The sequence below is a fragment of the Duganella sp. Dugasp56 genome (assembly GCF_047304105.1).
Taxonomy (GTDB): Bacteria; Pseudomonadota; Gammaproteobacteria; order Burkholderiales; family Burkholderiaceae_D; genus Rugamonas; species Rugamonas hordei.
Window position 1 is genome coordinate 20,648 of record NZ_JBGLYQ010000016.1, and the last position, 21,318, is coordinate 41,965.

A 21,318-nucleotide genomic window follows, 5' to 3' on the forward strand; every position below is an offset into this window, starting at 1 on the left:
AAATTTCATGATGAAAAGCATAGTGTGCGAAGCACCCGGCCAGTTGCGCATGGTGCACGGTCCGATTCCCGTTGCCGCCGAGGGCGAGGTGCTGATGCGCGTACGGCGCATCGGCGTATGCGGCACCGACATGCACATCTTCCGCGGCACCCAGCCGTTCCTGAGCTATCCGCGCGTGATGGGGCATGAGCTGTCCGGCGAGGTCGTGACCGCGCCGCCAGGCTCGGAACTGGCGCCAGGCGACCAGGTCTACGCCATGCCCTACCTGTCGTGCGGCAGCTGCGTGGCCTGCCGCAAGGGCAAGACCAACTGCTGCAGCCGGATCCAGGTGCTGGGCGTGCACCGCGATGGCGGCATGGCTGAATATCTGACCGTGCCGGCGCAATTCCTGTTCAAGACCGACGGCATTTCGCTCGATGACGCCGCGATGCTCGAATTCCTGGCCATCGGCGCGCACGCGGTGCGGCGCGGTTCGGTGGAAGCCGGACAGCGCGTGCTGGTGGTGGGGGCGGGACCGATCGGCGTCGCGGTGGCCTTGTTCGCATCCCTCAAGGGTGCCAATGTCGCGGTGCTCGATTCGCGCGCCGACCGGCTGGCCTTCTGCAAGGACGCGCTGGGTGTCGAGCACGTGGTGGCGGTCGGCGAGGGCGACAAGGCCGCGCTGCAGGAGCTGTCCGGCGGCGATTTCTTCGACGTCGTGTTCGACGCGACCGGCAACATCAAGGCCATGGAGCGCGGCCTGGAGTTCGTGGCCCATGGCGGCTCCTATGTGCTGGTGTCGATCGTGCCGGACCGGATCTCGTTCGCCGATCCGGAATTCCACAAGCGCGAGACGACCCTGCTCGGCAGCCGCAACGCGACCGCGGACGATTTCCGCGAGGTGCTGGCGGCCATGAAGGCCGGCCTGGTGCCGACCCGCCTGATGAACACCCATCGCGCCACGCTCGACGATTTCATCGACGTGCTGCCGCAATGGATGGAACCCTCCGCCGGCGTGATCAAAGCCATCGTCGAGGTCTGATTGAATCCGATTCTGCAATTTGGCACCAGCCGCTTTCTGCAGGCGCACGTCGACCTGTTTGTCAGCGAGGCGATGACCAATGGCGCGGCGCTGGGGCCGATCACGGTGGTGCAGAGCACCGGCAGCGCCCAGAGCGAACAGCGGCTGGCCGCCTTCAACCGCGGCCACGGCTATCCGGTGCGCATCCGCGGGCTGCGCGACGGCGCCGTGATCGACGACGAGCTGCGCGTCACCTCGGTCCGGCGCGGCCTGCACGCCGAGCGCGATTGGGCCGAGATCCGCCGCCATGCCGCCGGCGAGGCGCGCGTCATCGTGTCCAACACCGGCGACCGCGGCTACGACCTGTCGGAGCACGACCACCCCGGCCTGCTGTCCGCCGATACCGCGCCGCGCGCTTTTCCGGCCAAGCTGCTGGTGCTGCTGCACGCGCGCTACCGCCAGGGCGGGGCGCCCATCACCCTGTTCCCGTGCGAGCTGGTCGCCAACAACGGCAGCGCGCTGCGCGAGGTGGTGCTGCGGCTGGCGCGCGACTGGGCGCTGGAGCAGGCCTTCGTCGACTGGTTGCAAAGCCGCTGCATCTGGATCAATTCCCTGGTCGACCGCATCGTGTCCGAGCCGATCGAGCCGGCCGGCGCGGTGGCCGAACCCTATGCCCTGTGGGTGGTCGAAGCCCAGCCGGACATGGAGCTGCCATGCACGCATCCGGCTATCGTGGTGACCAGGAGGCTGGAGCCGTATGAGCGGCGCAAGCTGTTCCTGCTCAACCTCGGCCACAGTTTCCTGGCCGAGCAATGGCTGCGCGGCGCGCGGCCGGCCGGCGAGACGGTGCTGCAGGCGATGGCCGACCATGGCCTGCGCGCGGGGCTGGAGGCGCTGTGGGAGGAGGAGGTGCTGCCGGTGTTCAAGGCGCTGGGCGAGGAGGCCGAAAGCCGCGCCTACGTGGAGCAGGTCAGGGACCGTTTCAACAATCCCTATCTGGCCCACCGGCTCGCCGACATCGCCCAGAACCACGAGGAAAAGAAGCGCCGGCGCCTGCTGCCGGTGGTGGAGCTGGCCGGCGAACTCGGTCTAGGCATTGCGCAAGCGCGTCTGCGCGATGCCCTTGGCCTGGTGGCGCTGGAGGTACGGTAGAATGTATGATTGTCCTTTATATATGATCGCCAATCCGGCGTGTTCCCAACCTCATGGCCCGACCTCCTACCATCTTCAAGCGCAGCGCCAACCTGCTGCTCAAGCACATCGCCACCGAGGTGGCGATCGGGGACACGCTGCCCACGGAACACCAGATGGTCGCGCTGGTGGGCGGCAGCCGCACGGCGATCCGCAGTGCGCTGACGTATCTGCATGCGCAGGGCCTGATCAGCGATCTGAAGGAACGGCGCCTGCTGCGCAAGCCGGCGCGCAAGGATTACTTCGACATTGCCGATTTACAGACCGGACCGGACCGGGTGCGGCAGGTGCTGATGGAACGCATCTACCACAGCGACCTGCCGCCGGGCGCGGAGTTCTCCGAGGCGGAACTGGCGCGCGCGGCCGAGGTCAGCACGATCAGCGTGCGCGAATTCATGATCGAGTTCTCGCGCTACGGCCTGATCGAAAAGAAGCCGAACGGCGGCTGGCGCCTGTGCGCCTTCGACCGCTCGTTCGCCATGGAGCTGGCCGACGTGCGCCAGATGTTCGAGCTGGCGGCGATCGAGCGCTTCGGCATGCTGCCGCCCAGCGACCCGGCGATGGCCGTGCTGGACGACCTGATCGCGCGCCACGAGCAGCTTGGCTCGGTCATGCCGGCGCGCCACAAGGACTTTCCGGCGCTGGACCGCGACTTCCACACCTTCCTCATCGGGCTGCTGCACAACCGCTTCGCGCAGGGCTTTTACGACATCGTGTCGCTGGTGTTCCACTACCACTACCAGTGGGACAAAGGCAACGAGATGGCGCGCAACCAGTACGCGGCGCACGAGCACCTCGACATCCTGCACGCGCTGGCGCGGCGGGACATCAACGGCGCGCTGGACGCCATGCGCATCCATCTGAATTCTTCCCGCAGCACGCTGCTGCAATCCATCCGCACCAGAGAGATGCGGGCCCACTCCGGCTGACGCGGCACGCGGTGGCATGGACAGCTCTCTCTGGAACCGACTGTATGCAAAGGACCGACATGCCCACACCAACCACCGCGCAGGCAGCGAGCCTGCTCCTGATGTCACCCGAGGACAATTGTCTGATTGCCCGCCTTGAACTGAAGGCCGGCGCCAGCGTGGAGATCGACGGCCAGGCCGTCACCCTCGCGCAAGACATCCATCTGGGCCACAAGGTCGCGCGCAGCGACCTGCGCGCCGGCGACACGGTGCTGCGCTACGGCGCCATCATCGGCAAGGCCAGCGCGCCGATCGCCGCCGGCGCGCATATCCATACGCACAACCTGGAAAGCTGCTACATCCCGACCTACACGCTGGGCGAGGGCGGCCACCACTTCATCGGGAGCAAAGCCAAATGACGTCGCAACCATCGTACACCCTGGCCGGCTACCAGCGCCTGGACGGCCGCAAGGGCATCCGCAACGTGGTCGTCGTGGCCTACCTGGTCGAATGCGCGCATCACGTGGCGCGCCTGATCACCAGCGCCTTCCCGGACCAGCCGGTGCACCTGATCGGCTTCCCCGGCTGCTTCCCCAACGAGTACGCGGACAAGATCATGCGCAGCGTGCTGACCCACCCGAACGTGGGCGCGGCGCTGCTGGTGTCGCTCGGCTGCGAGAGCTTCGACAAGAACGGCCTGGAAGCGGCCGTCGCCGATAGCGGCCGCCCGGTGCACACGGTCACGATCCAGGACGCGGGCGGCACCCGCAGCGGCGTCCAGAGCGGCCGCGAATGGGTGAGCTGGGCGCTGGAACAGGTCGGCGCCCAGCAGCGCGTGCCGATGGGCCTGGACGAGCTGGTGGTGGCCACCATCTGCGGCGGCTCCGACAGCACCAGCGGCATCACCGCCAATCCGGCGGTCGGCGTCGCCTTCGACCAGTTGATCGCCGCCGGCGCCGCCTGCATCTTCGAGGAGACGGGTGAACTGGTCGGTTGCGAATACCACATGAAGCGCCGCGCGGTGACGCCGGAACTGGGCGAGGCCATCGTGCAGACGGTGGAGAAGGCCGCGCGCTACTACACCATCATGGGACACGGCAGCTTCGCCCCCGGTAACGCCGACGGCGGCCTGACCACGCTGGAAGAAAAGTCGCTGGGCGCCTATGCCAAGAGCGGCGCCTCGCCGATCAGCGGCATCCTCAAGCCGGGCGACCAGCCGCCGGGCCACGGCCTGTACCTGCTCGACGTGGTGCCCGACGGCGAACCGCGCTTCGGCTTCCCCAACATTTCCGATAACGCCGAGATCGTCGAACTGATCGCCTGCGGCGCCCACCTGACGCTGTTTACCACCGGGCGCGGCTCGGTGGTCGGCTCGGCGATCTCGCCCGTCATCAAGGTCTGCGCCAATCCGGCCACCTACACCAAGCTGGCCGAGGACATGGACGTCAACGCCGGCCGCATCCTGACCGGCGAGGCGACGCTGGAGCAGGTCGGCGGCGAGATCGTCGACCTGGTGGCGAGCGTCGCCAACGGTGCCCAAAGCTGCTCGGAGCAGCTGGGACACCAGGAATTCATCCTGACCTACAAGCAGTTCGAGCCCACGGGGCCTGGCTGCTTCCCGCTGAAGGCGGCCTGACCGTGCGCTGCGACGACTCGATCGCCCTGCCGCGCGGCGGCCTGCGGCTGACCCGGCTGGGCATGGGCTGCGCGCCGATCGGCGGTTTGTACCAGGCCGTCTCCGAGCGCGCGGCGCGCGCCGCCGTCGATGCCGCATGGGACCTGGGCCTGCGCTATTTCGACACCGCGCCGTACTACGGCTTCACGCGCTCCGAACGCCGCCTGGGCGAGGCCTTGAGCGAACGTCCGCGCGACCAGTACGTGGTCAGCACCAAGGTCGGTCGGCTGATGCTGCCCGCCGCAGGGGTGCTGCCGGGCACTTGCGGCTGGGCCGATCCGCTGCAATACCGCCCGCATTACGACTACAGCTACGACGGCATCATGCGCTCGCACGAGGACAGTCTGGAGCGCCTCGACCTCGATCGCATCGACATCCTGCTGGTGCATGACATCGGCCGCGCCACGCACGGCGAGCTGCACGACAAATACTGGCGCCAGCTCACCGGCGGAGGCTTCCGCGCGCTGGACGAGCTGCGCGGCTCCGGGCGCGTGCGCGCGATCGGGCTCGGGGTCAACGAATGGGAGGTGGTGGCCGACGCGATGCAGGAATGCCCGCTCGACTGCACGCTGCTGGCGGGCCGCTACACGCTGCTGGAGCAGGGCGCGCTGACGCCCCTGCTGGACGCCTGCCAGCGGCACGGCAACGCGATCGTCATCGGCGGACCGTTCAATTCCGGCGTGCTGGCCGGCGCCCGCACCTTCAACTATACCGACGCGCCGGCAGAGATCCTGCAGCGGGTCGACGCCATCGCCGCCGTCTGCCGCGAGTTCGACACGCCGCTGCCGGCGGCCGCGCTGCAATTCCCGATGGCCCATCCGGCCGTGGTGTCCTGCATCCCCGGTTCGCACGACGTGGCGCAGCTGCGCCAGAACGCCGAGTGGTTCGAGCTGCCGATTCCGCCGCAGCTGTGGCAGGAGCTCAAGCGCCGCGGCCTGCTTGACGAGCGCGCGCCGGTGGAGCTGGGGGCGTGATGCGGGTCGACGCCCACCAGCACTTCTGGCACCTGGCCGACCGCCACGGAGCCTGGCCTCCGCCGGCGCTGGCCGCGATCCACCGCGACTTCGCGCCGGACGACCTGGCGCCGTTGCTGGTGCGGCACGGCATTGCCCGCACGGTGCTGGTGCAATCGATGCCAGACGAGCGTGACACCCGCTACATGCTCAACCTGGCGCAGCGTCATGCCTTCATCGGCGGGGTGGTCGGCTGGGTCGACCTGAAGGCGCGCGACGCGCCGACCCGCATCGCCTCGCTGGCGCTCTGCCCGATGCTCAAGGGACTGCGCCCGATGCTGCAGGACCTCGACGACGAGCGCTGGGTCGACGACGAGGCACTGGCGCCGGCGATCGAGGCGATGCGGCATTTCGGCCTGAGCCTCGACGGCCTGGTGCTGCCGCGCCACCTGCCGGCGCTGCTGGCCTTTGCCGAGCGCCATCCCGACCTGCCGCTGGTGATCGACCACGGCGCCAAGCCGCCCATCGCGCGCGGTGAGCTGGAACCGTGGCGCGGCGACATCGCGCGCCTGGCGCGGCTGCCGCAGGTGCATTGCAAGCTGTCCGGCCTGGTGACCGAGGCTGGCGGGGCCTGGAGCGTGGAGGGACTGCGCCCGTACGTCGACCACATCCTGGAGGTCTTCGGTCCGCGCCGTGTGATCTGGGGCAGCGACTGGCCGGTGCTGGACCTGGCCGCCGACTACGGGCAATGGGTCGCCGCCAGCGAGGCCTTGCTGGCGGGCCTGGACGGCGCGGCACTGGACGACGTCTTCGGCCTGAACGCGCTACGCTTTTACCGACTTGATTGAGGAAACTGACATGCAAAGAATGGGCATGGTGATCGGCATCGCACCCGACCGGATCGCGGAGTACCGCGCGCTGCACGCGGCCGTGTGGCTGCAGGTGCTGGCGGTGCTGCGGGAGGCGAACGTGCGCAACTACACGATCTTCCTGCGCGAGCCGGAGAATCTGCTGTTCGGCTACTGGGAATACCACGGTTCCGACTTCGACGCCGACATGCGGCGGGTGGCGGCCGACCCGGAAACCCAGCGCTGGTGGACCTTTTGCAGTCCCTGCCAGCTGCCGCTGGCCAGCCGCGCCGAAGGCGAGCACTGGGCGATGATGGAACCCGTCTTTCACATGGATTGAATCATGACTAAACGATTGCAAGGAAAAACCGCGCTGGTCACGGCCGCCGGTCAAGGTATCGGCCGCGCCACCGCGCTGGCCTTCGCGGCCGAGGGCGCGCGCGTGATCGCCACCGACCGCGACCTGGAGCAGGTGGCCACGCTGGCCGGCTGCGAGGCGCGCCGCCTGGACGTCACCGACGCCCAGGCCATCGCCGCGCTGGCGCAGGAACTGGGAGCGGTCGACATCCTGTTCAACTGCGCCGGCTACGTCCATGCCGGCACCATCCTCGGTTGCGAGGACAGCGACTGGGATTTTTCCATGAACCTCAACGTGCGCTCGATGTACCGCTTGATCCGCGCCATCCTGCCCGGCATGCTGGAGCGGGGCAGCGGCTCCATCATCAACATGGCCTCGATCGCCTCCAGCGTGCGCGCGGTGCCGAACCGCTTCATCTACAGCACCACCAAGGCGGCCGTGATCGGCCTGACCAAGTCGGTGGCGGCCGATTTCGTCACCAGCGGGGTGCGCTGCAACGCGATCTGCCCGGGCACCGTGGCCTCGCCGTCGCTGCGCCAGCGCATCGAGACGCAGGCCCACGACAGCGGCCAGAGCGTGCAGCAGGTCAGCCAGGCCTTCGCCGCGCGCCAGCCCATGGGGCGGCTGGGCTTACCGGAGGAGATCGCCGCGCTGGCGGTCTACCTGGCCGGCGACGAATCGGCCTTCACCACCGGCACCGTGCACGTGATCGACGGCGGCTGGAGCAATTGAGCATCAACCCTTTACCACAACAAAGAGAAACCGAGACATGAAATTACTGCGATACGGCCCCAAGGGCCAGGAAAAACCCGGCCTGATCGACGCCGAGGGCGTGCTGCGCGACCTGTCGGCCGTGCTGCCGGACCTGCGCGCGGCCGACCTGGGACCGGCCTCGCTGGCGCGGCTGGCGGCGCTGGATCCGGCCCGGCTGCCGGCGGTGCCCGAGCCGGTGCGCATGGCGCCGCCGTGGGCGGGCGTCGGCAAGTTCATTTGCGTCGGCCTCAATTATTCCGACCACGCGGCCGAATCGGGCATGGCGGTGCCGGCCGAGCCGGTGCTGTTCATGAAGGCCACCAGCTGCGTGATCGGTTGTAACGATCCGGTGGTGCTGCCGCGCGAATCGGTCAAAAGCGATTGGGAGGTGGAACTGGGTGTCGTCATCGGCAGCACCGCGCGCTACGTCACCGAGGAAGAGGCGCTGCGGCACGTGGCCGGCTATTGCGTGGTGAACGACCTGTCCGAGCGCGAGTACCAGCTCGAGCGCGGCGGCCAGTGGGACAAGGGCAAGGGTTGCGACACCTTCGGCCCCATTGGCCCGTGGCTGGTGACGGCGGACGAGGTGCCGGACCCGCAAAACCTCGACATGTGGCTGGAGGTGAACGGCCGCCGCTTCCAGAGCGGCAGCACGCGCACCATGGTGTTCGGCGTGGCCCACCTGGTCAGCTACATCAGCCGCTTCATGACGCTGAACCCCGGCGACATCATCAGCACCGGCACCCCGCCCGGCGTGGGCCTGGGGCAGAAGCCCGATCCGGTCTACCTGCGCCCGGGCGACACCATGCGCCTGGGGATCGGCGGCCTGGGCGAACAGCGCCAGACCGTGCACGCGTGGAATCCGGAACTGATCGACGGCTGACCGTGGAAGCGCTCATGCCCGCGATTTTGCCCGAGGCGCCGTTGCGCGAGGAGCAGGCCTTGCTGTCGGTGCGCGGCGTCACCAAGCGCTTTCCCGGCGTGGTGGCGCTCGACGACGTGCATTTCGACGCGTTCAAGGGCGAGGTGCACGCGCTGTGCGGCGAGAACGGCGCCGGCAAGTCGACGCTGATGAAGATCCTCAGCGGCGTCTACCAGCCCGACGCCGGCCAGATCGTGCACCGCGGCGCGGCCTGCCGCTTCAGCTCCACCGTGGCGGCGCAGGCGGCCGGCATCGCCATCATCCACCAGGAGCTGAACCTGGTGCCGCACCTGTCGGTGGCCGAGAACATCTTCCTCGCGCGCGAGCCGCGCAAGGGCTGGCTGGTGGACCGGCGCCGCATGCGCGCCGACACCGCCCGCCTGATCGAGCGGCTCAAGCTGGACGTGGCGCCGCAGGCGCTGGTGGGCACGCTGTCGGTGGCGCAGCGCCAGATGGTGGAAATCGCCAAGGCGTTGTCGCTCGACGCCGAGGTGCTGATCATGGACGAGCCCACGTCCTCGCTGACCGAGAGCGAGACCGGACGCCTGTTCGAGATCATCCATGAACTCAAGCGCGATGGCGTGGCCATCGTCTACATTTCGCACCGGCTCGACGAGTTCCAGCACATCGTCGACCGGGTCACCATCATGCGCGACGGCCGCTATATCTCGACCGCGCTGTGGCGCGACACGTCGGTCGAGCGCATCGTGGCCGGCATGGTGGGGAGGGCGCTGGACGACACCTTCCCGCCGGCCACCCGCGCGCCGCAAACGGACTGCCTGCTGCGCGTGCGCGGCCTGCAGCGCAAGGGCGTGTTCGGCCCGCTGGACTTCGAGCTGCGGCGCGGCGAAATCCTCGGCTTCGCCGGCCTGATGGGAGCCGGCCGCACCGAGACGGCGCGCGCGCTGTTCGGCGCCGATCCGCTCGACGGCGGCACCATCGAACTGGGCGGACGCGCGATCACGGTGCGCTCGCCGGCGGAGGCGATCGGCCACGGCATCGCCTACCTGTCGGAAGACCGCAAGGGCGAGGGGCTGGCGATCCGCATGTCGGTGGCCGCCAACCTGACGCTGGCCAATATGGCGGCGGTGGCCACGCGCGCGGGCCTGATCGATTTTCCGGCCGAGCAGGCGGCGGCCGCGCGCTACATCGAGGCGCTCGGCATCAAGACGCCGTCGCCGGCGCAGCTGGCCCAGTGCCTGTCCGGCGGCAACCAGCAAAAGATCGCCATCGGCAAATGGCTGTTCCGCCAGTCGCAGATCATCATCTTCGACGAGCCCACGCGCGGCATCGACGTCGGCGCCAAGCTGGCGATCTACCGCCTGCTCGACCAGCTGGCGGCCGACGGCATCGGGGTGGTGCTGATCAGCTCCGAGCTGCCGGAGATCATGGGCATGACGGACCGGGTGGTGGTGTTCCATGAAGGCCGGATCACCGGCGTCGTCGACACCCGCGACACGACACAAGAAGAGATCATGCATCTCGCCTCGCTCAGCAAGAAGCGCACATCAGAATCAGAAACGGGACAATAGAGACATGAATGACAGGCAGAAGGATTTGATACAGAAGTTCGCCGCGCTGGCCAGCCTGGCGGCGCTGGCCTTGGTGTTCGCGCTCACCAGCGACGCCTTCCTCACGGTCGGCAACGGCATGAGCGTGGCGCTGCAGGTGACCTCGATCGCCTACCTCGGCGTGGCGGCCACCTTCGTCATCATCACCGGCGGCATCGACCTCAGTTCGGGCTCGGTGCTGGCGCTGTCGGGCGTGGTGGCGGCGTTGCTGGCGCAGGGCGGCATGCCGACCAGCGTCGCCATGCTGGCGGGAGTCGCCGTCGGCGGTGCCTGCGGGCTGGCCAACGGCCTGGCGGTCACCCGCCTCAAGCTGCCGCCCTTCATCGCCACGCTGGGCATGATGCTGATCGCGCGCGGCGTGGCGCTGCAGATCACCGGCGCGCGCGCCATTTCCGGCCTGGGCGAGGCCTTCGGCGCGCTGGGCAACGGCTCCCTGGGACGCATCGAGCGCGACACCGGCGGGCCGTTTCCGGACGTGGTGTTCCCCGGCGTGCCGTATCCGGTGGTGCTGATGATCGTCATCGCGGTCGCCGCCGCGCTGGTGCTGCGGCGCACCGTGTTCGGCCGCCACCTGTACGCGGTCGGCTCCAACTCGGAGGCGGCGCGCTTGTCGGGGGTGCAGGTCGACCGTGTGGCGCTGGCGGCCTATGTGCTGTCGGGCGTGTTGTCCGGGCTGGCCGGCTGCGTGCTGATGTCGCGCCTGGTCACCGGCCAGCCCAACGAGGGCGTGATGTACGAGCTGGACGCGATCGCCAGCGCCGTGATCGGCGGCACCTCGCTGAGCGGCGGCATCGGCGGCATCGGCGGCACCATGATCGGCGCCTTCGTGATTGGCATCCTGCGCAACGGCTTGAACATGAACGGGGTATCGAGCTTCATCCAGCAGATCATCATCGGACTAGTGATCCTGCTGACGGTATGGATCGACCAGAGACGCAACCGGCGCTGAAGCGCCGCAACCTGATTAAAAAAACAGAGAGTGAGGAGAGCATGAATCGAATAGCGAAGATCGCGCCGTTGGCATTGGCGCTGGCCCTGGCGTTGACGGGGCAGACGGCGCGCGCGGCCGACAAGGAAATCGCGATGATCGTCAAGAGCAGCAACTCGAACTTCTGGCAAGTGGTGCGCAAGGGCGGGCAGGCCGGCGTGCAGCAGGCGCCGGGTTACACGCTGAGCTTCCAGGGGCCGGCCTCGGAGTCGGCCATCGCCGACCAGGTCAGCATGGTGGAGAACGCGGTCAACCGCAAGGTGGCCGGCATCGTGCTGGCGCCGTCGGATCCGGACGCGCTGGTGCCGGCGATCCGCAAGGCGTGGGAGGCGCGGATACCGGTGGTGATCATCGATTCGCCGGTGTCGGCTTCCGGCGCCAAGTACTACCAGTCCAGCGTCACCACCGACAACGAGGCGGCCGGCGCGGCCAGCGCCAGGGCGCTGATCGGCAAGATCGGCACCACCGGCAAGATCGCCATCATGTCCTACGTGGCCGGCAGCGGTTCGGAAGTGGGGCGGGTCGGCGGCTTCCGCAAGTACATCGAGCAGAATTCGCAGCTGAAGATCGTCGGCACCTATTATTCGCAATCGCTGATGGCCACCGCGCTGAACCAGACCATCGACGTGCTGGCCTCGCACCCCGACCTGAAGGGGATCTTCGGCGCCAACGAGCCGACCGCGGTCGGCATGGGACGCGCGCTGGCGCAGTCGGGCAAGGCCGCCAAGGTGGTGGGGGTCGGCTTCGACGGCAACCAGGACCTGCGCGACTTCGTCAAGGGCGGCACGCTGTACGCCACCACGGTGCAGGACACCTATGCCATGGGCACGCTCGGCGTGTCGACCGTGGTCAAGGTGATCGAAGGGAAGAAGGTGCCGCCGCAGGTCACCACCGGCGTGGTGCTGGTCACCAAGGCCAATGTCGACCTGCCGGAAGCGGCCAAGGTCTTGTACTGAACCGGGAGCGGAAGGCGGCATCCAGGGGCAGCTTCGGCTGCCCCTTTTTTTTGCGATGTATGAAAACCGCCAGCCTGTTGGGCAATATATATCAACAGCCGTTTCACCTGTGCCATGCGCCGATGGGCGGTGATAGCATCCGCTCCAAGAACAAAAATATGACAGCGCCGTGACAAGCGACGTGACAAACAATATGACAAATAACGAGACAAGCAACATGAAAAAATACATCAAAGAGGGACATTCCATGAGGCGGCAGACTATGAGCTTGCAGCTGCCTGCGCTGGCGCTTTCCTGCGCCGCGCTGCTGACCGCCTGCGGCGGCGGCGGTGGCGGTGCATCGGGAAGCCGCGCCCAGTCGGTCGATTTTCCTTACCCGGGCGCGCGTTACCTGGCGATGGCGCCCGCGCCGCTGGTCGCGACGACGTCCTCCGGACTGCCCGTCACCTTCGCCTCGAACACGCCGGCCAACTGCACCGTCACCGACGGCAAGCTGGTGCCGGTGGCGGTGGGGGAATGCTCGGTCACGGCCAGCCAGGCCGGTGACGGCACCTACGCGCCGGCCAGCGCGCAACAGCTGTTCAAGGTCCTGAAGCACCTGCAGACCATCACCTTCGCGTCGCCCGGCTTCCAGCCGCTGGCCTCGACCCCGGCCCCGCTGGTCGCCTCGTCCGACTCGGGCCTGCCGGTCAGCCTGACCTCCCTCACGCCGGCCGTCTGCACCGTCAGCGGCACCAGGCTGACCCTTGTGTCCAAGGGCGAGTGCGACATCGGCGCGTCGCAGGCCGGCGACGGCACCTATGACGTGGCGAAACCGGTGGTGGTCGCGTTCGACGTGGGCGACGCTCCGCCGCCTGTGCTGCCGGCCCTGTCCGGCTTCGCCTCGCTGTCCGCGACCACGGACGGCGGCGTCTTCGATACCTTCGCCGGCAGCAGCATCGACGGCTGGTGGTGCAGCGACGCCAACTGGTGCGGCGCCAGCCTCAGCGCCGACGGCGGCAGCGTCAGCTACCACTACCTGGTCCAGACCGGCGATCCCAAGCATCCCTATGGCGGTGGCGGTATCGGCGCCTACTTCGGCCTCGAATTCCTGACCCCGGGCGTGGGCAGCATCAGCTCGACCGGCGACACCACCGGCGGCGTGCAGGTCGGCAAGCAGAAGGTGCTCAAGCTCAATGTGGGACAAAACAGCGAATGGTTCGGCAGCGGCGCCAACAACGTCAAGGTCACGCTGGTCCTCGGCCACTTCGCCAAGAAGGCGTCCAACAACAACAGCGCCTGCAACGTGGCCCTGAACACGACGTTCGCGCCGAAGAGCGCCGCGGTCACCGCGTACGAGGTGCAACTGGCCAGCTTCACGGGCATCGGCGAGAGCTGCGACCTGACGGTGGACCCGGCCACCGAGCTGAGCAAATACCCGATCGTGAAGATCAAGATCGAGGCCGCGTCGACCAATGTCATGGTGCTGAGCAAGTCGGCCTCCAGCCCGACCTATCCGACCGAGCTGACCCTGACCGCGCCCGTCACGGTGCAATAAGCCGGCGCGCCGGAGCGGCTAGCCATTGTTCCCACCCCGTCGGTCGGCGGGGAGGGCCATCGAGATACTATTAGAAGAAGAGAGCAAGAAATGAGGAGTCCATTCAAGAAAACCGCGCTGGCCATGGCTGTGGCGCAGGCGGTGATGATCTGCGGCGGCGCGGCGGCCCAGAGCACGGACAACGGCGTCATCGGCGCCGAACAAGGCGCCGACAAGGGCCCGACGGTTATCGTCAGCGGCCAGCGCGCATCGCTGCAGTCGGCGCAAAAGCTCAAGCAGAACGCCGACGAGATCATCGACGGCGTGGTTGCCGAGGAAGCCGGCAAGCTGCCCGACAGGTCGATCACCGAGGTGCTGCAGCGCGTGGTGGGCGTGACCATCGACCGCAACCGCTCACGCGGCGATCCCGAGCACTTCTCGGTGGAGGGCTCCGGCATCTCGGTGCGCGGCCTGACCTGGGGTTCGTCCACGCTGAACGGGCGCGAGTCGTTCTCGGCCGGCTGGCCGGGCCGCGAGCTGAGCTGGGGCGACGTGCCGGCCGAGCTGATGTCGGCGGTGATCGTGCACAAGAATCCGCCGGCCGACCTGATCGAGGGCGGCGTCAGCGGCCAGGTGGACCTGCGCACCGCGCTGCCGTTCGACTACAAGGGCGACAAGTTCTCGTTCACGGTCAACGGCAACTACAACGCGCTGGGCAGCAAGAAGTCGCCCGGCGTGTCCGGCCTGGTCTCCAAGCGCTGGGAAAACTCGTTCGGGCAATGGGGCGCCTTGCTCGACCTGTCCGCCAACGAGACCAACTCCCACAATGACACGGTGCAGCTGGACGCCTACTTCCCGCGCACCGACATCGTCAACGGCCAGACCGTGTGGGCGCCCAAGTCCGCCTCGTGGCGCACCAACACCAGCAAGACCGACCGCGCCGGCGTGTACGGCGCGCTGCAGTGGAAAAAGAACGGCATGCAGTCGGCCCTGACCTATTTCCACTCGGCCTACAAGGAAGGCGACAGCGAGAACGCCACCTTCACCGGCGTCGAGAACTCGTACAAGTCGCTGATCCTCAATCCCGTGTTCGACAGCCATGGCGTGCTGCAGTCGGGCACCTACACCTACCCGGTGGGCGGCCTGGGCGCGAACAACTTCGCCGCCGGCGGCCTGGGCTTCCAGGCCGACACCGGCTTCAGCGAGCGCCGTTCGCAGACGCGGGAGATCGCCTGGAACTTCAAGTGGGCCGTCAGCGACAGCTGGACGGTGCAGAACGACGTGCAGTGGGTGCACGCCAGGGACAGCAGCCTGGGCAACGTGGTCACGCTGGGCACCTTCGTGCCGAGCGTGGGCCTGAACCTGTCCAGCAATCCGGTCCAGATCAACTTCGACAGCAAGGCGCGCGACTTCCTGGCCAATCCGGCCAACTACTACATGAATTTCATGATGCCGTCGCTGAGCAAGGCGGACGGCGACCTGTACGCGTGGAAGACCGACGCCCGCTACGTGTTCGACCATCCGGTGCTGCGCGACCTGCGCTTCGGCCTGCGGTTGACCGAGCGCCGGGCCAACCACGTCGACGGCGGCGGCTCGGGCTGGACCAGCCTGGCCGAGCCGTGGAACGTCAAGCAGACGTCGGTGCCGGGCCAACTGCCCAACGCCACCGACCAGCAGGGCTGGCAGTCGCGCGGGACGTTCGGTTACTTCAGCGATCCGCGCTACGCCAGCCTGGTGCCGACCATGGCCTATAATTTCCCGAACTTCTTCAACGGCAAGGTCGCCGCGCCGCCGGCCATGGTGGTGCCGACCATGGCGTTCACCCAGAGCAATCCCGCCTCCTTCGCGCAGCTGACGCAAATCCTCAAGCTGCAATGCCAGGACGGCAACCAGCTGTTCGGCAACAACAACGATTGCTCGACGGCGGGCAGCAGCTGGAAGCCGCTGAGCTTTGACGGCGATCCGGCCAAGGTCGGCCGCCAGAGCGAGAAGACCCAGGCCGCGTTCGTGTCGACCAGCTTCGGCTTCGACAACCTGCGCGTCCCGGTCGAGGGCAATGTCGGCGTGCGCGTGGTGCACACCGAATCGACGGCCCACGGCTACACCGTGTTCCTGCCGACCTACGGCAGCACCACGCCGCCGGAGGTGCCGCAGTTCGGCCCGATCAACGAGCCGCTGGAGGCCACCCACCAATACGTCAACGTGCTGCCCAGCCTGAACCTGAAGGCCAGCCTGTCGGACAAGCTGCAGGCCCGCTTCGCGTTCGCGCAGTCGATGTACCGTCCCGGCTTCGGCGAGCTGAGCGAGTACATCACGCTGAACCAGAACATCGACAACACCGGTCCCGGCGGCAGCGTGCGCAACATCACCTACACCGGCACCGACCGTGGCAATGCCAACCTCAAGCCGACCCGCGCCAACAGCTACGACCTGACGCTCGAGTGGTATCCGAGCAGCGGCTCGTCGCTGACGGCGGCCGTGTTCCGCAAGGACGTGCGCGACATCATCCTGTACGGCGCCTACACCCGCAGCTACAAGGACCTGGCGGGCAATTCGCAAAACTTCCTGATCACGGCGCCGGACAATTCCGCCAAGGGTTCGGTGACGGGCCTGGAGCTGGCCGGCCAGACCTACCTCGACCATGTGCCGGTCCTGGACCGCTTGCTGCCCGACTGGGCCAAGGGCTTCGGCATCGCGGCCAACTATACCTACATCGACAGCAAGCAGACGCTGTACCACCCGTTCGACCTGAAGTACTGTCCGGCCGCGGGATCGTTCAACAACAGCTCCCTGAGCCTGTATGGTTGCGACACCAACGGACTGCCGTTCAGCTCGCTTCCGCTGATGTACTTGTCCAAGAACGCCTACAACCTGACGTTCATGTACGACAAGGGACCGTTGTCGGCGCGGCTGGCCTACAGCTGGCGCGGACGCTTCCTGCAGGGCGTGACCGTGAACGGCACCCAGGGCACGGACGGCACCAGCGCCGATCCGGCCCGCAACGGCGCGCAGGACGTGGGCTGGGGCCTGCCGACCTGGCAGGAGGCGACCGGCCAGCTGGACTTCGGCATCGACTACCGTTTCAGCGAGCACCTGTCCGGCAACTTCTCGGCCTCCAACCTGACCGACATCGTCGTCAGGCAGACGCAGCAGCAGCACATCGGCAACATGGGGCGCGCCTGGTTCGAGCCTGGCCGCAGCTATCGCATGACGCTGAGGTATTCCTACTGACGCGAGCAACTTGAGAGTTTTGTCTCCCTACCTTACCGGTAGTTCATGGGGTGGCTTCGGCCACCCCTTTTTTTGTTGGAGCGACCCGTCATGAAATGGACAGCCGTGCCGGCTGAACATCGCATAGCGACTGCAAGCCTTCGAGCCGATTGCAGCCGTGGACACCACTCGCAGCGTCGAGATGCCTTGGGAAGTTTGAGGATTTTGATCGGCAGCGCCAGCGCGGGACTCCCGAGCGCGGTCTTGGTAGTCGTTTCGCCGCATCGGGCCTGGAAGTACAAAAACAAAACGCCCGATGAAGTTCATCGGGCGTTTCTCAGAAGGTACGGCCTGTCTTGCTTGAACTAGCCGTGCTTACCACCAGCTGCTGTAGATACTGGCCAGCAGCACGCAGATGACCACCGAGCCGAAGGCAAACGCGCCGTCGACGCGGAACAGCGTGCGGTCGATCTGCAGATGGCGGGGCGCCGTGCCTGCCGCGGGCTGCGCCAGTTTGCTGATCACGACCATGCCGGCCACCACCACCCAGAACACGATGAACATGCGGTCCAGGAAGGGAATCTCGTAGACGCCGGCGGCATTGGCCTTGGAGAAGCCGATCGGCGCCAGGAAGGACAGGTCCATCATCGTCGGCAGGAACTTCAGCACGATGGAGCCGGCCAGCCCGCCGAAGGTGGCGAACATCGCCGCGCCGGAGGTGGTGCGCTTCCAGAAGAAGCCCAGCAGGAACATGGCCAGGATGCCAGGCGAGACGAAGCCGGTGTATTCCTGGATATACTGGAAGCCGCCTTTCTTGTCGATGCCGAGCAGCGGTGCGATCAGCACGGCCAGGGCCATCGCCACCACCACGCTGACGCGGCCCACCCACACCATGCGCTGCTCGCTGGCGGTCTTGTTGAACAGCTTGGTGTAGATGTCGAGCGTGAAGATGGTGGCGATACTGTTGGCCTTGCCGGCCAGCGAAGCCACCACGGCGGCGGTCAGCGCGGCAAAGGCGATGCCCTTCAGTCCGGACGGCAGCAGGCCCAGCAGGATAGGGTAGGCGCGGTCGGGATTCACTTCGCCGCCCACGTGCATGGCGTCGCCCAGCGCGCCGGACTTGTCCAGCGCATAGGCGGCGATGCCTGGCAACACCACGATGACCGGCATCAGCAGCTTGAGGAAGGCGGCAAACAGCAGGCCCTTGCGCGCGGTCGGCAGGTCGGCGCCCAGCGCGCGCTGGGTGATGTACTGGTTGCAGCCCCAGTAGTTCAGGTTGACGATCCACATGCCGCCCAGCAGCACGGACAGGCCCGGCAAGTCCATATAGTTCGGATTGTCGCGCGTCAGCACCATGTCGAAGTGGTCGCGGGTATGGGCATACAGTTCCGAGAAGCCGGCCAGCGCGCCGTGCTTGTTGCCCAGCGCGGCGACCAGGTCGAGCGCCAGCCAGGTGGTGACCAGGCCGCCGACCACCAGGCAGGTGACCTGCACCACGTCGGTATAGCCGATCACCTTCATGCCGCCCAGCGTGATCACCGCAGCGAACACGGCCAGGAACAGCATGCAGGGCAGCAGGGCGATGCCGGACAGGCTGCTGATCGCCAGCGCGCCCAGGTACAGGATCGAGGTCAGGTTGACCACCACGTACAGGCCCAGCCAGAACAGCGCCATGGTGGTGGCGACTCCCTTGCCGTAGCGCTGTTCGAGGAACTGCGGCATCGTGTAGATGCGGTTTTTCAGGTAGACCGGCATGAAGAACACGGCCACGATCACCAAGGTGGCGGCGGCCATCAGCTCATACACGGCGATGGCCATGCCGATGCGGTAGCCCGAGCCGCTCATGCCGATGAACTGCTCGGCGGAGATGTTGGAGGCGATCAGCGAGGCGCCGATGGCCCACCAGGTCAGCGAGCCCTCGGCCAGGAAGTAGTCATGCGAGGCCTTGCCGGAGCCGGCCTGCTTGCGGCGGTAGACCCAGATGCCGTAGCCGGCCACCAGGACGAAATAAAACAGGAAGACGATGATGTCGATGGTTGAAAAAGTACTCATGAAGTGCTCACAATGAAAAAGTTGTCTCTGAAGTTGTTGTTGGAATCGGTACGCGTTATCGGCTGGCATCCTCTTCGATGATCGCCACATCCCACGGGCCAAGGGTCAGCGTGTCGTCGGGCGCCACGCGGCGGGAGCCGAGCAGGTCGACGCCAGCCTTGTGGCGGTAGTTGAAGCTGACCGCCGTGCCGGAATAGTTGAAATAGTAGCGGATGGTGCGGCCGAAACTGTTGACGCCGGAGCGCGTGGATACCTGCTGCGGCAATTGCTGGTCCGGTCCGGTCAGGCCCTGTTCCTGCAGCAGCGATTGCAGCACGGCTTTCTGCAATTTGTCGGACAAATAAGTGCCCTCATAAAACACCTTGCCGGCGCCGTACTGATTCGAGGTGATCGCCGGCCACTGGCCGAAGAACGGATGGTCGTAATAGGCGAGGGCCTTGGCGCTGTCCAATTGCAGGAACTCGGCCCAGTGCTGCACCTTGTTGTCCGCGCCGGCGTGGTAAGGGTCGTCCTTCAATGCCAACGGCTGGGCCAGGTTGGAAAACTCCTGGTAATGGAAGCCCAGCGCTTCGCGCAGCGGCCCCGGCGCCATGGTCCAGCGCACGGCGGCGTTCTCGTTGGTGAAGCCGCTCTTGAAGGTCATCACCACATGGCCGCCCTTGCGGATATAGTCGGTGATGCGCAGCAGCAGCGCGTCGTCGGCCACATACAGCGACGGCACGATCAGCAGTTTGTAGGACGAGAAATCCTGCGTCTCCGGGAACACGAAATCGGTGCCGATATTCAGCTCGTACAGCGAGCGGTGGATCTGGCGCACCAGCGAGCCGTAGTCGGCCTTGGTGCCGCCGCCGCCCCACTGCGACTCCTTGGCGAAGGGCATGTCGTTGAGCGCGTTCAGCGAGTCGCGGCTCCACAGGATCGCGACGTCGCTGTGCAGCTTCAGGTTGACCAGGCGCGGGCCGATCTTCTGCAACTCGCGCCCGGTGCGGCTCATTTCGGCATACGCGCGGTTCGGCTCCATATCGTGCGACAGCACGCCTTTCCAGTAGGTTTCCTGGTTGGCGTGGATAGACGACCAGTGCCAGTACTCGACCATGTTGGCGCCGTTGGCGAGGTGGGTGTAGACGTCTTCGCGGAACTGCCCGTCGTACGGCGGGTACTGGAAGGACGAGGACCAGTCCGTGGTCTGGGCGTTGGTCTCGGTCACCAGGAAATTGCCGCGCTTGAGCGAGCGGGTGAAGTCGGCGTCCAGCTTTTGCCCGGCGCCGTTGTACCACTCGCGCTGGCCCCAGTGATAGATGTTGACGGCTGGCATGTCGAGCGCGCGCGCCACGGCCGCTTCGTTGACGTCGGCGTGCATGGAGCCGGCGAAATCATGGGTGACGAACTGGCGCGGCGACGCGCATTCGCGTATCAGTCCGGCCTGCCAGGTGAGGAAGTCGGTCACGCGCATCTGGCCCCAGCGCGACCATTCCAGCTTGTAGCCGGTGCTCTGGGCGCCGTCGGGACGGGGCAGGTCGGTCCAGCTGTGCAGATCCTGGCCCCAGTAGTTCAGGAACCAGGCCTTGCTGAGGTTTTCCGGGGTGCCGAATTTCTTTTCCAGATAGTGCTGGAAGCGGATGAACACGTCGTCGTTGGCGGCGCCGTAACTGCCGGTTTCATTGTCGACCTGCCAGCCGATCACATTCGGGTTGTCCTTGTAGCGCGCGGCGATACGGCGGATCAGCCGCTCGGCGTAGTAGCGGTAGGCCGGCGCGTCGGTGTTCATGTTCTGCCGCATGCCGTAGGTGTTCTGCACGCCGTTGAATTTGCGGGCCAGGATTTCCGGATGCTGCCTGGCCATCCAGGCGGGGACCGAATAGGTCGGGGTGCCCATGATGACCTTGATCCCGGCCTTGCCCATGGCGTCGACGACGCGGTCCATCCACGCATACTCGAAGCGGCCGTCTTCCGGCTCCCACAAGCTCCACGTCGATTCCCCCAGGCGGACCACATTGAATCCGGCCTCCTTCATCATCCGCACGTCCTTGTCCAGCCGGTCGTAGGGCATGTATTCGTGATAGTAGGCGGCGCCGTACAAGATGGTCGGGAATGCCGGCGGCGCGGCCGGCTGCGGCTGAGCGCCTGCCGGCACGCACGCCGCGGCGGCGATGACGCCCGACAAGGCATATGAAAGTAGTCGTCCTCTAAACATTCGAGACCATCCTGGGGAGTTTTATTGGTTTGATGACAGGTGGGCCATTGTGCGGACTTGCCCGGCAGGCTGGCAATTATGAAATTCGCCGAGGCGATTAACAATTTGTCCCAACTCTCCCACCGGCATGGCGCGCTTACGCAATTTGATGTGTGTGGTTGATATTTTTAACAATTGCGCCGCGCCGGCGCTGCTTCCAAAATACATCCCGGGCAATCAATCT

17 protein-coding genes are annotated in these 21,318 nt (G+C 66.6%); 15 read left to right on the forward strand and 2 right to left on the reverse strand.

Annotation, left to right across the window (positions count from 1 at the left end; translation table 11 throughout):
* The first annotated feature begins 10 nt into the window (after positions 1 to 10).
* The 15 genes from ACCD07_RS13065 (at position 11) to ACCD07_RS13135 (ending at position 16,870) form a co-directional block, all read left to right on the forward strand.
* Positions 11 to 1,021 (forward strand): zinc-binding alcohol dehydrogenase family protein, encoded by a 1,011-nt coding sequence (locus ACCD07_RS13065; RefSeq protein WP_413447620.1) that lies wholly within the window; start codon positions 11 to 13, stop codon positions 1,019 to 1,021.
* Positions 1,022 to 2,152 (forward strand): mannitol dehydrogenase family protein, encoded by a 1,131-nt coding sequence (locus tag ACCD07_RS13070; RefSeq protein WP_413447562.1) that lies wholly within the window; start codon positions 1,022 to 1,024, stop codon positions 2,150 to 2,152.
* A gap of 53 nt (positions 2,153 to 2,205) precedes the next feature.
* Positions 2,206 to 3,120 (forward strand): GntR family transcriptional regulator, encoded by a 915-nt coding sequence (locus ACCD07_RS13075; protein WP_176650524.1) that lies wholly within the window; start codon positions 2,206 to 2,208, stop codon positions 3,118 to 3,120.
* Positions 3,121 to 3,179: 59 nt separating this feature from the next.
* Positions 3,180 to 3,518: a UxaA family hydrolase gene (locus ACCD07_RS13080; RefSeq protein WP_176650525.1), complete on the forward strand. Its 339-nt coding sequence runs from the start codon at positions 3,180 to 3,182 to the stop codon at positions 3,516 to 3,518.
* Positions 3,515 to 4,735, forward strand: a complete 1,221-nt coding sequence (locus ACCD07_RS13085) for a UxaA family hydrolase (protein WP_413447563.1) — start codon at positions 3,515 to 3,517, stop codon at positions 4,733 to 4,735. Before ACCD07_RS13080 ends, ACCD07_RS13085 begins: the two co-directional genes overlap by 4 nt.
* Before the next feature lie 2 nt (positions 4,736 to 4,737).
* Positions 4,738 to 5,748, forward strand: a complete 1,011-nt coding sequence (locus ACCD07_RS13090) for an aldo/keto reductase (RefSeq protein ID WP_176650527.1) — start codon at positions 4,738 to 4,740, stop codon at positions 5,746 to 5,748.
* Positions 5,748 to 6,575, forward strand: coding sequence for an amidohydrolase family protein (locus ACCD07_RS13095; protein ID WP_353399213.1), 828 nt, complete (start codon positions 5,748 to 5,750; stop codon positions 6,573 to 6,575). Before ACCD07_RS13090 ends, ACCD07_RS13095 begins: the two co-directional genes overlap by 1 nt.
* 10 nt (positions 6,576 to 6,585) lie before the next feature.
* Positions 6,586 to 6,915, forward strand: coding sequence for an L-rhamnose mutarotase (locus tag ACCD07_RS13100; protein ID WP_176650528.1), 330 nt, complete (start codon positions 6,586 to 6,588; stop codon positions 6,913 to 6,915).
* Positions 6,916 to 6,918: 3 nt separating this feature from the next.
* Positions 6,919 to 7,665 carry an SDR family oxidoreductase gene (locus ACCD07_RS13105; RefSeq protein ID WP_413447564.1) on the forward strand — a complete coding sequence of 249 codons (747 nt, stop codon included), beginning with the start codon at positions 6,919 to 6,921 and terminating at the stop codon, positions 7,663 to 7,665.
* Between the two features lie 37 nt (positions 7,666 to 7,702).
* Complete coding sequence (locus ACCD07_RS13110; protein WP_176650530.1) at positions 7,703 to 8,569, forward strand: fumarylacetoacetate hydrolase family protein; 867 nt, start codon at positions 7,703 to 7,705, stop codon at positions 8,567 to 8,569.
* A 14-nt stretch (positions 8,570 to 8,583) separates the two neighbouring features.
* Entirely contained in the window at positions 8,584 to 10,140 is a 1,557-nt protein-coding gene (locus tag ACCD07_RS13115) for a sugar ABC transporter ATP-binding protein (RefSeq protein ID WP_413447565.1), read from the forward strand.
* A gap of 4 nt (positions 10,141 to 10,144) precedes the next feature.
* Entirely contained in the window at positions 10,145 to 11,128 is a 984-nt protein-coding gene (locus ACCD07_RS13120) for an ABC transporter permease (protein WP_176650532.1), read from the forward strand.
* A 50-nt stretch (positions 11,129 to 11,178) separates the two neighbouring features.
* Positions 11,179 to 12,123 carry an ABC transporter substrate-binding protein gene (locus ACCD07_RS13125; protein WP_353399216.1) on the forward strand — a complete coding sequence of 315 codons (945 nt, stop codon included), beginning with the start codon at positions 11,179 to 11,181 and terminating at the stop codon, positions 12,121 to 12,123.
* Between the two features lie 262 nt (positions 12,124 to 12,385).
* Positions 12,386 to 13,660, forward strand: coding sequence for a hypothetical protein (locus ACCD07_RS13130; RefSeq protein ID WP_413447566.1), 1,275 nt, complete (start codon positions 12,386 to 12,388; stop codon positions 13,658 to 13,660).
* 90 nt (positions 13,661 to 13,750) lie between these two features.
* Positions 13,751 to 16,870: a TonB-dependent receptor gene (locus ACCD07_RS13135; protein ID WP_413447567.1), complete on the forward strand. Its 3,120-nt coding sequence runs from the start codon at positions 13,751 to 13,753 to the stop codon at positions 16,868 to 16,870.
* 354 nt (positions 16,871 to 17,224) lie between these two features.
* On the opposite strand, the gene ACCD07_RS13140 is transcribed toward ACCD07_RS13135, so the two are convergent.
* Together ACCD07_RS13140 and ACCD07_RS13145 are read right to left on the reverse strand one after the other, a co-directional pair.
* Positions 17,225 to 18,901 carry a sodium:solute symporter family transporter gene (locus tag ACCD07_RS13140; protein ID WP_176650538.1) on the reverse strand — a complete coding sequence of 559 codons (1,677 nt, stop codon included), beginning with the start codon at positions 18,899 to 18,901 and terminating at the stop codon, positions 17,225 to 17,227.
* Positions 18,902 to 18,956: 55 nt separating this feature from the next.
* Positions 18,957 to 21,095 carry a beta-galactosidase gene (locus ACCD07_RS13145; RefSeq protein ID WP_413447568.1) on the reverse strand — a complete coding sequence of 713 codons (2,139 nt, stop codon included), beginning with the start codon at positions 21,093 to 21,095 and terminating at the stop codon, positions 18,957 to 18,959.
* Positions 21,096 to 21,318: the final 223 nt, after the last annotated feature.